Source organism: Pseudomonas sp. LBUM1668, assembly GCF_059695715.1.
On the sequence record NZ_CP166787.1, the window covers coordinates 1,089,204 to 1,102,908 of the forward strand.

Sequence of the window (13,705 nt, forward strand, 5' to 3'; positions counted from 1 at the left end):
CTTAAAGGGTAATTTTGACTAATCGAAAATTCCGCTCCATTTCCCTCCCATTCACCCTAGGTGGTTGCCGTCCTACACGGGTCTGACTACCATGTCGGAAAATTCATCCTATGATTGGATGAAAGGGCGAATCCTATGTCAGACATTTCTCCACTTGTTAAGCGGTCTTTGGTCGATCAGGCCTTGGATCAATTGCGTCAGCGCATCAACAGCGGCACCTGGCAGGTCGGCGAGCGATTGCCGACCGAGCCCGAGCTGTGCGCCGAGCTGGGCATCAGCCGCAACACCGTGCGTGAAGCCATGCGCGTGTTGGCGTTTTCCGGGTTGATTGAAATTCGCCAGGGCGACGGTAGTTATCTGCGTGCGCTGATTGATCCGCTGGACACCCTCAAGGCGCTCTCGCGTTGTTCGCTAGAGCAAGCGCGGGAAACCCGGCACATCCTTGAGGTCGAGGCCATTGGCCTCGCGGCGTTGCGCCGCACCGATGAAGACCTGGTCGCCTTGCGTGAAGCGCTCGGCACCAGCGGCAGTCATTACCACGGCGATCTCGATACCTACATCGCCTGCGATCTGGTGTTCCACCGCCGCTTGGTCGACGCCGCGCACAACCCGACACTCAGCGAGCTATATCGCTATTTCTCCAGCATCGTCGGCGCGCAATTGCGCCAGACGCTGAACATCGTTCCGCGCCGTCAGGAAGTGTTCGACCTGCACATCGAGTTGCTCGATGCCGTCGAACAACGCGACCCGGAACGGGCCAAAGCCTTATCGAGGCAGTTGATCAATGAACCTTGAAACAGAGAAATCCATGCCCCGCAACGAGATATCCACAGCCCCGAAACGCACGGCAGAGCTTGAAGAGCTGCTGATCGATGCCGAGGCTGATGACGAACAAGTGCAGCAAAGCCATCCGCTGGTGCGCCGGCCATGGCTGTTGCTGCTGGGCTTGATTCTGGTGGCGCTGAACCTGCGTCCGGCGCTGTCGAGCCTGGCACCGCTGCTCAGCGATGTTTCAAAAAGCCTCGGGCTGTCTGCTGCGCAGGCGGGTCTGCTGACCACGTTGCCGGTGCTGTGCCTCGGCCTGTTTGCACCGCTGGCGCCGATTCTGGCCCGGCGTTTTGGTGCCGAGCGAGTGGTGTTGGGGATTCTCCTGACCCTCGCAGGCGGGATTATCTTGCGCAGCAATTTCGGTGAGATCGGTCTGTTTGCCGGCAGCGTATTGGGCGGCGCCAGTATCGGCATCATTGGCGTGCTGCTGCCGGGCATCGTCAAGCGCGACTTCGCCAAACACGCCGGCACCATGACGGGCGTTTACACCATGGCGCTGTGTCTCGGTGCCGCGATGGCGGCGGGATCGAGCGTGCCGTTAAGTGAACACTTCGGCAGCAGCTGGGCCGTGGGACTGGGTTTCTGGGTGATACCGGCGCTGGTCGCTGCGGTGTTCTGGCTACCACAAGTCGGCCAGAAACACGGTGCGCACAATGTTGCTTATCGCGTGCGCGGACTGTTGCGTGATCCGCTGGCGTGGCAGGTGACCTTGTACATGGGCCTGCAATCGTCGCTGGCCTACATCGTGTTCGGCTGGTTGCCGTCGATCCTGATTGGGCGCGGTCTGACGCCGACTCAGGCCGGCCTGGTACTGTCCGGTTCGGTGATCGTTCAGCTCGCCAGTTCACTCGCGGCGCCGTGGCTGGCGACTCGTGGCAAGGATCAGCGTCTGGCGATTGTGGTGGTGATGGCGCTGACCCTCGGCGGTCTGTTCGGTTGCCTTTATGCGCCGATCGAAGGCCTGTGGGGCTGGGCGATTCTGCTCGGTCTGGGGCAGGGTGGTGCATTCAGTCTGGCGCTGACGTTGATCGTACTGCGTTCGCGTGACTCCCATGTCGCAGCCAACCTGTCGGGCATGGCCCAAGGCTTCGGCTACACGCTGGCGTCGATGGGGCCGTTTGCAGTCGGCGTTGTGCATGACTGGACGGGCGGCTGGAATGCGGTGGGCTGGATCTTCGGCATCATTGGCACTGGGGCGATCATCGCCGGCCTCGGCGCCGGGCGGACGCTGTATGTGCAGGTCACAAGCGAAAAAATCTGATTCATGTAGGCGCTGCGGCACGCTGCGATCTTTTGATGGTGATTTTAAAGACCAGGATCAAAAGATCGCAGCCTCGTTGCACTCGAATGCTCCTACAGGGTTTGTGCTGAACGAAGACGCTGATGGTATTCGGTGCACGAATGCCGATAGTGTTTCCGCGCTTTGCAGATTATCGTGCTGGCAATCTGTCCATTCCTTGGAGTTTGCCCATGAGTGACGCCCACGCTGCGTTGATCACCCGCTTCTATCAGGCCTTCCAGCGTCTCGACGCCGAGGCCATGGCTGCGTGTTACACCGACGATGTAGTGTTCAGCGATCCGGCCTTTGGTGAGCTGCGCGGGCGTGATGCTGGCGACATGTGGCGGATGCTCACCACTCGCGCCAAAGACTTTTCGCTGACTTTCGACAACGTTCGCGCCGACGAGCGCAGCGGCGGTGCACATTGGGTCGCGACTTACCTGTTCAGCCAGACCGGCAATGTGGTGGTCAACGATATCCAGGCACGCTTCGTGTTCCGTGACGGCAAGATCTGCGAGCACCATGATCATTTCGATCTGTGGCGCTGGTCGCGTCAGGCCCTCGGTTTCAAAGGTCTGCTGCTCGGTTGGACGCCTCTGGTGCGTAACGCAGTGCGTGCCCAGGCGCTGAAGGGACTGAAGGCATTTCAGGCCGGTCGCTGATAAGATCGCGGCCTGTTTCCTACGCGTCTTGATCCCGAAGTGACCAGCCTTAGCGAAAAATCTGTCGATGTTGTCGAGCCAGTGAGCAAATCCTGGTTCGTCTATCTCGTGCGCGCGGCCAACGGTTCGTTGTATTGCGGGATCAGCGATGATCCTGTCCGCCGTTTTGCCAAGCATCAGAGCGGTAAAGGCGCGCGCTTCTTCCTGTCCAGCCCGGCGATGGCGCTGGTTTACACCGAGCTTTGTCGCGACAAGAGCGACGCCTTGCGGCAGGAAAGGTTGATCAAAAAACTGCGCAAGAGTGCGAAGGAGTGTCTGGTCGCGTCTTATCAATCTGACTGATCAGTTCCCATCAGCCAGATCTGTAGGCTGCTAAGTAAATGCGCGCTAAGCTGCCGACTCACTTTCTGAGCGGCGGAGCCGAGCATGTCCGAGTTGATTCTGCATCATTACCCGACCTCTCCATTTGCCGAGAAGGCCCGTCTGCTGCTGGGTTTCAAAGGTCTGTCCTGGCGCTCGGTGAACATCTCGCCGGTAATGCCGAAACCGGATCTGACCGCCCTGACCGGTGGTTATCGCAAAACCCCTGTGCTGCAGATCGGCGCTGACATCTATTGCGACACTTCGTTGATCGCCCGCCGACTTGAGCAAGAGAAGGCACAGCCGTCGTTTTTCCCCGAAGGTCAGGAAATGACCTCCGCGAGTTTCGCGACGTGGGCGGACTCGGTGGTGTTCCAGCATGCCGTCAGTCTGGTGTTCCAGCCGGAATCGGTTGCCGTGCGTTTCGGCAAATTACCGCCGGAAGCGATCAAGGCGTTTATGGCCGACCGTGCCGGCCTGTTCAGTGGTGGCAGCGCCACGCGTTTGTCTACCGAACAAGCCAAGCATCAATGGCTGACGATCATGGCGCGTCTGGAGCAGCAGTTGCAGCGCGAGCAAGGTGATTTCCTGTTCGGCGATCCATCGATTGCCGACTTTGCTTTGGCGCACCCGATGTGGTTTCTCAAGGCGACCCATGTGACAGCGCCTTTGGTGGATGAGTATCCAGCCGTCGTCGCGTGGCTGGGACGTGTGTTGGGCTTCGGGCATGGCGCTGCGAGCGAAATGACGTCCGACGAGGCGCTGGAGGTTGCACGCAATGCGACGCCAGCGGCATTGCCGGATGAACAGTTTGTTGACCCGAACGGGTTCAAGGCCGGGCAGCAGGTGGCAATTGCCGCAACGGATTACGGGGTTGATCCGGTGGTGGGCGAGTTGCTGTTTGCCGGTCGTGAGCAGTTGATCGTGCGGCGCGAAGACGAGCGTGCCGGCGTGGTGCATGTGCACTTCCCGCGGTTCGGTTTCCGTATCGAAGCACGCTAAAAGCAAAAGATCGCAGCCTGCGGCAGCTCCTACACGGATAACATCAATCCGACTGTAGGAGCTGCCGCAGGCTGCGATCTTTTGATCTTGCTGTTATTTCAATGCGGCGAGGATCTCGTCCGGATCAAACCCGCGAATCAACGTGCCATTCACATCGATCAGCGGAATCCCGCGCCCACCCAGTGCCTCGTACGCCTTGCGCGCCTCGCCATCCTTCTCGATGTCGAATTCCTTGAAGGCAATCCCCTTGCTGTCGAGAAAGCGTTTGGTCTGCTTGCAGTAGCCGCACCAGTCTGTGGCATACAGCACGACATTAGCCTGCGCCCGCGTCTGCTCGGCAACCATCTGCGAGGGGTTGAACACCCGCTCGATCTTGCCCCAGTTCTGATAGATCACGACCACCAGCAGAACCAGCGCGACCTTTTTCAGCACATTACCGAGCATCAGTTACGGCGCTTCAGCTGATCGGTCAGAGAGGTTGGCAGACCCTTGATCATCAGGGTGCCGTTCTCTTCGTCGTACTCGATCTTCGAGCCCAGCAGGTGCGCCTCAAAGCTGATCGACAGGCCCTCTGCGCGGCCGGTGAAGCGGCGGAATTGGTTCAAGGTACGTTTGTCCGCCGGAATCTCTGGCGACAGGCCGTAATCCTTGTTGCGGATGTGATCGTAGAAGGCTTTCGGGCGTTCTTCGTCGATCAACTCCGAGAGCTCTTCCAGGCCCATCGGCTCGCCGAGTTTGGCCTGGCTGCTGGCGTAATCGACCAGGGTCTTGGTTTTCTCGCGGGCGGACTCTTCCGGCAGGTCTTCGCTCTCGACGAAGTCACTGAAAGCCTTGAGCAGGGTGCGGGTCTCGCCCGGGCCGTCGACGCCTTCCTGGCAGCCGATGAAGTCGCGGAAGTATTCCGAAACCTTTTTGCCGTTTTTGCCTTTGATGAACGAGATGTACTGCTTGGACTGCTTGTTGTTCTGCCACTCGGAGACGTTGATCCGAGCTGCCAGATGCAACTGGCCGAGGTCGAGGTGGCGCGACGGGGTCACGTCCAGCGAGTCGGTGACGGCCACTCCTTCGCTGTGGTGCAGCAGCGCGATGGCCAGGTAGTCGGTCATGCCTTGCTGGTAGTGGGCGAACAGCACGTGGCCGCCGACTGACAGGTTCGACTCTTCCATCAGCTTCTGCAGATGCTCGACCGCCACTTTGCTGAACGCGGTGAAGTCCCTGCCACCTTCCATGTATTCCTTCAGCCATCCGCTGAACGGGAACGCGCCGGATTCCGGATGGAACAACCCCCAGGCTTTGCCCTGTTTGGCGTTGTAGCTCTCGTTGAGGTCGGCGAGCATGTTCTCGATGGCCGCCGACTCTGCCAGTTCAGAATCACGGGCGTGCAGAACTGCGGGCGTGCCGTCGGGTTTTTTGTCGATCAGGTGGACGATGCAATGACGGATCGGCATGGGCTTCTCGGCTGTTGGATGGGAGGAGGGCAGGCTCCCCCGAAAAAGCGCCCAGTGTACCGCAATCACTGGTTTTGGCGCCGGGTGAGGGGCAAATCCTGGGCGCTGTGCGGCGCTTATGCAGTTTTTTACCGGTTTAGCGTAATAAAGCTGACCAAATGGGTAGCTAGAGGCGGATATTTCCTTGTCTCTGTGCTAGTTTTGCCCGGTCTTACGCGAAGTCACTGCGTTAAGCGTGCAATCAGCATTTGTCAGGTCGAACCAAACCCTGATTTCGGTATCTATAACCCGACTCGTCGTGGTTATCGCCGAGGGTGCCAGATCCAGAAGATCGGGCTCGATGGCTGACACTGCACTCTGCAATCCATATGAATTTGATAGGGAAGGAACACTACATGGCTCTTACTAAAGACCAACTGATCGCCGACATCGCTGAAGCTATCGACGCGCCGAAAACCACCGCGCGTAGCGCTCTGGACCAACTGGGCCAAATCGTTGCCGATCAGCTGGAAAACGGCGGCGAAATCACTCTGCCAGGTATCGGCAAGCTGAAAGTGACCGAGCGTCCTGCCCGCACTGGCCGTAACCCTTCGACTGGCGCTGCCATCGAAATCCCTGCGAAGAAAGTGATCAAGCTGGTTGTGGCCAAAGGCCTGACCGACGCTGTGAACAAGTAAGACGCAGCAAGAAAAAACCGTGCACCGGAGTGATCCGGGCACGGTTTTTTTGTGTCTGCGATTTGGTGAATCTTCACTGGGTCCCTGGCTCGGGCCGCGATCGGACGATCTTTTGATCTGGCTTGTGAAAAAACAAGATCAAAAGATCGCAGCGTGCCGCAACTCCTACACGAACATCATGCAGTGACTCAGTCTTAGCGCGTCCAGCGCTCGCGGCGCCAGATCTGCTGTTCGGACTTGGTCTGGAAGGTCCAGGCGACGAAGCGGCTCTGTTTCTGCCCCTGAGACATCTCCACCACCTGACTTTCCAGTACGCCGGCCTTTTTCAGGGCGGTTTCAATGGCTGGCAGGTTCGAGGCTTTCGAGACCAGAGTGCTGAACCACAGCACTTTGTGCTGGAAGTTGGCGCTCTCGGCGATCAATTGCGTCACGAAACGTGCTTCACCACCCTCGCACCACAACTCGGCCGATTGACCGCCGAAGTTCAGCACCGGCAGTTTGCGTGTTGGATCGGCGCGGCCCAGTGCGCGCCATTTGCGCTCGCTGCCCTTGGTCGCTTCGTCCATCGAGGCGTGGAACGGCGGGTTGCACATGGTCAAGTCGAAACGCTCGCCCGGCTCCAGCAGGCCGATCAGGATGTGCTTGCGGTTCTCCTGCAGGCGCAGCTGGATGACCTTGTTCAGGTCGTTGGACTGGACGATAGCCTTGGCTGCGGCCACGGCCGTCGGGTCAACCTCCGAGCCGAGGAAGTGCCAGCGATATTCGCTGTTACCGATCAGCGGATACACACAGTTGGCGCCCATGCCGATGTCCAGCACGTTGATGATCGCCCCGCGCGGGACCTTGCCGTCGTTCATGCTGGCCAACAGATCTGCCAGGAAGTGCACGTAATCGGCACGGCCCGGGACCGGTGGGCAAAGGTAATCAGCCGGGATATCCCAATGCTGGATGCCATAGAACGACTTGAGCAGCGCCCGGTTGAACACGCGCACCGCGTCTGGACTGGCGAAGTCGATGCTTTCCTTGCCGTACGGGTTGATGATCACGAACTTCGCCAGTTCCGGCGTGGTTTTGATCAGCGCCGGGAAGTCGTAACGACCCTGATGGCGGTTGCGCGGGTGCAGGCTGGCCTTTTCACGCGGTTCCACGGCTTTGGCCGGGGTGGCGGAATCAGGCTTTTTGCGCGGCGGGCGAGGTGTGCGGGGGGCGTTCATGGGCGTGGTCGATTCGGGTATGGCTGAAAGTGGCGGGTATTGTCCCACATTGATGAAGTCTACGCCGAACCCATGTAGGAGCTGCCGAAGGCTTGGGCCGCGATCGGACGATCTTTTGATGTTGATTTTAAAAGACAAGATCAAAAGATCGCAGCCTTCGGCAGCTCCTACACGAGGTTTGTGGTGGGTACAAAAAAAGGGAGGCCATTGCGGGCCTCCCTTTTTCATTGCGATTTGCTGTTACAGGCTGGCAATCCGCGCGTGCTGCTCGGCCAGTTTGCCCAGGGCTTGTTCAGCCTCGGCCAGTTTGGCGCGTTCCTTCTCGATGACTTCGGCCGGGGCCTTGTCGACGAAACCGGCGTTGGACAGCTTGCCGCCAACACGCTGGACTTCGCCCTGCAGACGCAGGATTTCCTTGTCCAGACGCGCCAGTTCCGCAGCCTTGTCGATCAGGCCGGCCATAGGCACCAGCACTTCCATCTCGCCGACCAGTGCGGTGGCGGACAGCGGTGCTTCTTCGCCAGCGGCCAGAACGGTGATCGATTCCAGACGCGCCAGCTTCTTCAGCAGCGCTTCGTTCTCGGTCAAACGGCGCTGGTCTTCGGCGCTGACGTTCTTCAGGTAGATCGGCAGTGGTTTGCCCGGGCCGATGTTCATCTCGCCACGGATGTTACGCGTGCCGAGCATCAGTTCCTTGAGCCACTCGATGTCGCTTTCGGCAGCCGGATCGATGCGCTCTTCGTTGGCCACCGGCCAAGGTTGCAGCATGATCGTCTTGCCCTGGATACCGGCCAGCGGCGCAATGCGCTGCCAGATTTCTTCAGTGATGAACGGCATGAACGGGTGCGCCAGACGCAGCGCCACTTCCAGTACGCGAACCAGCGTGCGACGGGTGCCGCGCTGGCGCTCGACCGGGGCGTTTTCGTCCCACAGCACAGGCTTGGACAATTCCAGATACCAGTCGCAGTACTGGTTCCAGATGAACTCGTACAGCGCTTGCGCCGCGAGGTCGAAACGGAACTGATCCAGTTGACGGGTCACTTCGGCTTCGGTGCGTTGCAGCTGCGAGATGATCCAGCGATCCGCCAGCGACAGTTCGTAGGCTTCGCCGTTCTGGCCGCAGTCTTCGCCCTTGTCCAGAACATAACGTGCGGCGTTCCAGATCTTGTTGCAGAAGTTGCGATAGCCTTCAACGCGGCCCATGTCGAACTTGATGTCGCGACCGGTGGACGCCAGCGAGCAGAAGGTGAAGCGCAGGGCGTCGGTGCCGTAGCTGGCGATGCCGTCAGCGAACTCGTCGCGAGTCTGCTTCTCGATCTTCTTCGCCAGTTTCGGCTGCATCAGGCCCGAGGTGCGTTTCTGCACCAGCGTTTCCAGGTCGATGCCGTCGATGATGTCCAGCGGGTCAAGGACGTTGCCCTTGGACTTGGACATCTTCTGGCCTTGGCCGTCACGCACCAGACCATGCACGTAAACGGTCTTGAACGGCACTTGCGGCGTGCCGTCTTCGTTCTTCACCAGGTGCATGGTCATCATGATCATCCGGGCGACCCAGAAGAAAATGATGTCGAAACCGGTGACCAGCACGTCGGTGGAGTGGAATTTCTTCAGGAACTCGGTTTTTTCCGGCCAGCCGAGGGTGGAGAACGTCCACAGACCCGAACTGAACCAGGTGTCGAGAACGTCGTTATCCTGTTGCAGCGCAACGTCCGGGCCAAGGTTGTTCTTGGCACGCACTTCGGCTTCGTCGCGACCGACGTAGACCTTGCCCGACTCGTCGTACCAGGCCGGAATCCGGTGGCCCCACCACAACTGACGGCTGATGCACCAATCCTGGATGTCGCGCATCCACGAGAAGTACATGTTTTCGTATTGTTTCGGCACGAACTGGATGCGGCCGTCTTCGACAGCAGCAATCGCAGGCTCGGCCAAAGGCTTGGTCGACACGTACCACTGGTCGGTCAGCCACGGCTCGATGATGGTGCCGGAGCGGTCGCCTTTCGGCACTTTCAGGCCGTGGTCGTCAACGCTGACCAGCAGGCCGGCAGCGTCGAACGCGGCAACGATCTGCTTGCGCGCTTCGAAACGATCGAGGCCGGCGTATTCAGCCGGGATCTTGCCGTCGATGCTCTCGTTCAGCGTGCCGTCGAGGTTGAACACCTGACAGGCCGGCAGTACGTGGGCATTTTTGTCGAAGATGTTCAGCAGCGGCAGGTTGTGGCGCTTGCCGACTTCGTAGTCGTTGAAATCGTGGGCCGGGGTGATTTTCACGCAGCCGGTGCCGAATTCTGGATCGCAGTAATCGTCGGCGATGATCGGGATGCGACGGCCAACCAGTGGCAGTTCGACAAACTTGCCGATCAGGGCTTTGTAGCGCTCGTCGTTCGGGTTCACCGCGACGGCGGAGTCGCCGAGCATGGTTTCCGGACGGGTGGTCGCGACGATCAGGAAATCGTTGCCTTCAGCGGTTTTCGCGCCGTCAGCCAGCGGGTATTTCAGGTTCCACAGGAAACCTTTCTCGTCGTGGTTTTCCACTTCGAGGTCGGAAATCGCCGTGTGCAGCTTGGTGTCCCAGTTGACCAGACGCTTGCCGCGATAGATCAGACCGTCTTCGTGCAGGCGCACGAACGCTTCTTTAACCGCTTCGGACAGACCGTCGTCCATGGTGAAGCGCTCGCGGCTCCAGTCAACGGACGAGCCGAGGCGACGGATCTGACGGCTGATGTTGCCACCGGATTCATCTTTCCATTCCCAGATTTTCTCGAGGAATTTCTCGCGGCCGAGGTCGTGACGGCTCTGGCCCTTGGCTTCGAGTTGACGTTCCACCAGCATCTGCGTGGCGATACCGGCGTGGTCGGTGCCCGGCTGCCACAGGGTGTTACGACCCTGCATGCGGCGGAAACGGATCAGGGCATCCATGATCGCGTTGTTGAAACCGTGACCCATGTGCAGGCTGCCGGTGACGTTCGGCGGCGGGATCATGATGGTGTAGGAATCGCCCGCGCCTTGCGGGGCGAAGTAGTTCTCGGACTCCCAGGTGTTGTACCAGGAAGTTTCAATGGCGTGCGGCTGGTAGGTCTTATCCATGCGCGGCGGGACCCTATTGGCATTTATTCAGGAAAAGCCGGGAAGTATAGCGAGCCATGGGGCCGAGGGCGAGCGGGGCAGGACAATGCGTCGACCAGTCTTATGGTTCGACGATTTCCATGTAGTAGCTGCCGCAGGCTGCGATCTTTTGATCCTGTTTTTTATAACCAAAGTCAAAAGATCGCAGCCTGCGGCAGCTCCTACAGGGATCGGGGGTTATTCGTACTGGCTGAGTAGCCGTTCCATGCGCGCATCGAGGCGGCGTTTGATTTCGGTTTCGATGTGCGGCGCGAAGTCGTCGATCACGTCTTGCATGATCAATTGCGCGGCGGCGCGCAGTTCGCTGTCCAGGTGTAGCAGGGCATCCGGGCCTTTATCGACGGTTGCTGCAGGTTGCGCAGCGGGTGCCGGTGGCGATTCAGCGGCTGGGGGGACGTTGCCGACCGAGTCGAACAACATCGGAATCTGTTCCTGCTCACCGTCATCGACCGTATCGGTCAGCAGTGGCGGTTGCAGGTTGTCATCGCCGAGCAACTGGCGGATTGATTCGAGATCATCCAGCAGGTGCGCGGACTTTTGCTGCGGTTTCGGAGTGTCCATTGGAATGCTCAGAGTCGCTGTAATCGGTGGTCTTGCAGAGGATAGCCTTGTTCGCGGTAGAAGCGAAAACTCTCCCGCGCGGCAGCTCGAATCGTCGGATCTTCTACCACCACTTCCGCCACTCGGGCGAATTTGTTGGCGAAGGCCGGGACTTTCAGGTCCAGATTGACCAGTAAATCCTGATGCTGACCGCAGTCATCGCCCAGCCCCAGGACAATCAAACCGTCCGGTTCGCTGTCAGTCGGGCCGTGAGGCACGAAGCTTTCGCCCTTGAATGCCCACAGGCGCGCATCGAGATCATCACGCTGAGCGGCATCGCTGCAATGCAGATAGATGCGGTGACCCATGCGCCAGGCTTTCTCGGTGAGCTTGCAGGCAAAGTCCAGGCGCGCGGAAGGATCGGCGCTGGGCAGGATATAGAAGTCGACTTTGGTCATTGCGGTTCCAGAGCGGCAAACGGCGTCACCCGAAAGTGACGCCGCTCATCAGCGGTTTCAGGCTTTGGCGCGGTCCAGCAGGTACTGGGTCAACAGAGGGACTGGACGGCCAGTGGCGCCCTTGTCCTTGCCGCCGCTGGTCCACGCGGTGCCCGCGATGTCCAGGTGCGCCCAGTTGAGGTTCTTGGTGAAACGCGACAGGAAGCATGCGGCGGTGATGGTGCCGGCCTTCGGCCCGCCGATATTGGCGATGTCGGCGAACGGGCTGTCCAGTTGCTCCTGATACTCGTCGAACAGCGGCAGCTGCCAGGCGCGATCGTCGGCAGTCTGGCCGGCGCTGAGCAGTTGGCTGATCAGTTCGTCGTTGTTGCCCAGCAGGCCCGAAGTATGAGCGCCCAGAGCAACTACGCAGGCGCCGGTCAGGGTGGCGATGTCGATCACCGCTTGCGGCTTGAAGCGCTCGGAGTAGGTCAGGGCATCGCACAGCACCAGACGGCCTTCGGCGTCGGTGTTGAGGATTTCCACGGTCTGGCCGCTCATGGTGGTGACGATGTCGCCCGGACGGGTCGCATTGCCGCTTGGCATGTTTTCGGCGCAGGCGAGGATGCACACCAGGTTGATCGGCAGTTTCAGCTCAAGCACGGCACGCAGGGTGCCGAACACGCTGGCGGCGCCGCCCATGTCGTACTTCATTTCGTCCATGCCGGCGCCCGGTTTCAGGCTGATGCCGCCGGTGTCGAAGGTGATGCCTTTACCGACCAGGGCGTACGGCTTCTCGGATTTCTTGCCGCCGTTGTATTGCATGACGATCAGGCGTGGCGGCTGTTCGCTGCCCTGGCCGACGGCGTAGAACGAGCCCATGCCCAGGGATTTGATCTTCTTCTCGTCGAGGACTTCGACTTTCAGGTCCTTGAACTCTTTGCCCAGATTCTTGGCTTGCTCGCTAAGGAACGTCGGATGGCAGATGTTCGGTGGCAGGTTGCCCAGGTCGCGGGTGAAGGCCATGCCGTTGGCGATTGCAGTGGCGTGGGTCACGGCGCGTTGCACTTCGGCTTGTGCAGCCTTGATGGTCAACAGAGTGATTTTTTTCAGTGCGCGTGGTTCGGCTTTTACGCTCTTGAACTGATCGAAGCAGTATTCGCCGTCGACCAGGGTTTCGGCCAGCAGACGGGTTTTACCGTAGCTGTCGCGGCCCTTGACGATGACTTCGTCCAGCGCCAGCACGGCATCGCTGCCATTCAGGCCTTTGAGAGTGGTGAGGATGCCGGCCACGATTTTGCGGAACGGGCGATCGCCCAGTTCTTCATCTTTGCCGACGCCGACCAGCAACACTCGCTCGGCTTTGAGGTTCGGCAGGCTGTGCAGCATCAGGCTCTGACCGACCTTGCCGGCCAGATCGCCACGCTTGAGTACGGCGCTGATGGCGCCGCCGCTCAGTTCGTCGATCTGTTTGGCAGCAGCGCCGAGTTTGCGGCCTTCGCCGACGGCAACCACCAGGGTGGCGGTTTTCAACGTTTCTGGGCTAACGCTTTTTACAACCAGTTCCATGTCCGGATCCCTGAATGAATGGTCAACACACAGGCGTTCGACGGTGTCCGCAGTCGCCTGCTTATAAATAGAAGAGGCGCAGGCCAAAGCCTGCGACAAGGGCCGCAGTTTGAACCTCGCTCCCCGCGCCTGACAACCCTAGGGGGCGTTCTCAATTAGTTTTCACACCGCGTTGTCGCTTTAAAGCCGGCCATGCAAGGCGCAGGCCGCTGGGAATGGTTGTTCCCTTTCCAAGGCCTGCAACGCAGCCTGGCCGGCTTTAAAGCACAACCCGAAGGGCCGGGCCTGCTGTTGTGCAGGGCTGCGTTGCTCGAAGCTTATTTGGAATGACCAAACCGCGCTTCTCGCGCCTTGCCCTGCACAACAGCAGACCCGGCGCGGTGTGAAAACCAATTGAGAACGCCCCCTGGGCTGGACGATCTTCAACGTATTGCGTGCGTGGATGAGTGTGCGCAGTGACAGGCGCCCTCAATCACAGGATAATGCCGCATCTTTTTCCGACGGCTCTGCGTAGCGGGCCGGTCGATGTGTTTGCTTGTTTGGCCGCCTTAGCCTGACAACCC

General features: G+C 59.6%; 13 protein-coding genes. 6 read left to right on the forward strand and 7 right to left on the reverse strand.

What is annotated here, in order from left to right:
* Nucleotides 1–135: 135 nt before the first annotated feature.
* The 5 genes from ACA061_RS04750 (at nt 136) to ACA061_RS04770 (ending at nt 4,131) form a co-directional block, all read left to right on the forward strand.
* Nucleotides 136–795: a FadR/GntR family transcriptional regulator gene (locus tag ACA061_RS04750; protein WP_150594946.1), complete on the forward strand. Its 660-nt coding sequence runs from the start codon at nt 136–138 to the stop codon at nt 793–795.
* Nucleotides 785–2,089, forward strand: a complete 1,305-nt coding sequence (locus ACA061_RS04755; RefSeq protein ID WP_497300719.1) for a CynX/NimT family MFS transporter — start codon at nt 785–787, stop codon at nt 2,087–2,089. Before ACA061_RS04750 ends, ACA061_RS04755 begins: the two co-directional genes overlap by 11 nt.
* A 209-nt stretch (nt 2,090–2,298) precedes the next feature.
* The gene (locus ACA061_RS04760) at nt 2,299–2,769 is read left to right on the forward strand and encodes a nuclear transport factor 2 family protein (RefSeq protein WP_042557775.1); all 471 of its coding nucleotides are present in this window, start codon (nt 2,299–2,301) and stop codon (nt 2,767–2,769) included.
* Nucleotides 2,770–2,808: 39 nt separating this feature from the next.
* Nucleotides 2,809–3,111: a GIY-YIG nuclease family protein gene (locus ACA061_RS04765; protein ID WP_150617209.1), complete on the forward strand. Its 303-nt coding sequence runs from the start codon at nt 2,809–2,811 to the stop codon at nt 3,109–3,111.
* An 84-nt stretch (nt 3,112–3,195) separates the two neighbouring features.
* Complete coding sequence (locus tag ACA061_RS04770) at nt 3,196–4,131, forward strand: glutathione S-transferase family protein (protein ID WP_497300721.1); 936 nt, start codon at nt 3,196–3,198, stop codon at nt 4,129–4,131.
* 93 nt (nt 4,132–4,224) lie between these two features.
* Here ACA061_RS04770 and ACA061_RS04775 read toward each other — a convergent pair whose 3' ends face one another.
* Nucleotides 4,225–4,575 (reverse strand): glutaredoxin family protein, encoded by a 351-nt coding sequence (locus ACA061_RS04775; protein WP_150617211.1) that lies wholly within the window; start codon nt 4,573–4,575, stop codon nt 4,225–4,227.
* A complete protein-coding gene (yejK, locus tag ACA061_RS04780) occupies nt 4,575–5,579 on the reverse strand; it encodes a nucleoid-associated protein YejK (RefSeq protein ID WP_042557778.1) in 1,005 nt (334 codons plus the stop codon). The genes ACA061_RS04775 and yejK overlap by 1 nt, the downstream gene beginning before the upstream one ends.
* Nucleotides 5,580–5,974: 395 nt before the next feature.
* Between yejK and ACA061_RS04785 the strand changes: the two genes are divergently transcribed.
* Nucleotides 5,975–6,256 carry an HU family DNA-binding protein gene (locus ACA061_RS04785; protein WP_150603742.1) on the forward strand — a complete coding sequence of 94 codons (282 nt, stop codon included), beginning with the start codon at nt 5,975–5,977 and terminating at the stop codon, nt 6,254–6,256.
* 194 nt (nt 6,257–6,450) lie between these two features.
* Here ACA061_RS04785 and rlmF read toward each other — a convergent pair whose 3' ends face one another.
* The 5 genes from rlmF to ACA061_RS04810 all read right to left on the reverse strand — a co-directional run bounded on the left by rlmF (nt 6,451) and on the right by ACA061_RS04810 (nt 13,142).
* On the reverse strand, nt 6,451–7,470 hold the full coding sequence (gene rlmF / locus ACA061_RS04790; protein ID WP_150603743.1) for a 23S rRNA (adenine(1618)-N(6))-methyltransferase RlmF: 1,020 nt from the start codon (nt 7,468–7,470) through the stop codon (nt 6,451–6,453).
* A 240-nt stretch (nt 7,471–7,710) separates the two neighbouring features.
* Entirely contained in the window at nt 7,711–10,557 is a 2,847-nt protein-coding gene (locus ACA061_RS04795) for a valine--tRNA ligase (protein WP_042557780.1), read from the reverse strand.
* A gap of 216 nt (nt 10,558–10,773) precedes the next feature.
* Nucleotides 10,774–11,157, reverse strand: a complete 384-nt coding sequence (locus ACA061_RS04800; protein WP_150617212.1) for a DNA polymerase III subunit chi — start codon at nt 11,155–11,157, stop codon at nt 10,774–10,776.
* Between the two features lie 8 nt (nt 11,158–11,165).
* Entirely contained in the window at nt 11,166–11,594 is a 429-nt protein-coding gene (locus ACA061_RS04805) for a DNA polymerase III subunit chi (protein ID WP_210554571.1), read from the reverse strand.
* A gap of 57 nt (nt 11,595–11,651) precedes the next feature.
* The gene (locus ACA061_RS04810; protein WP_497300723.1) at nt 11,652–13,142 is read right to left on the reverse strand and encodes a leucyl aminopeptidase; all 1,491 of its coding nucleotides are present in this window, start codon (nt 13,140–13,142) and stop codon (nt 11,652–11,654) included.
* Nucleotides 13,143–13,705: the final 563 nt, after the last annotated feature.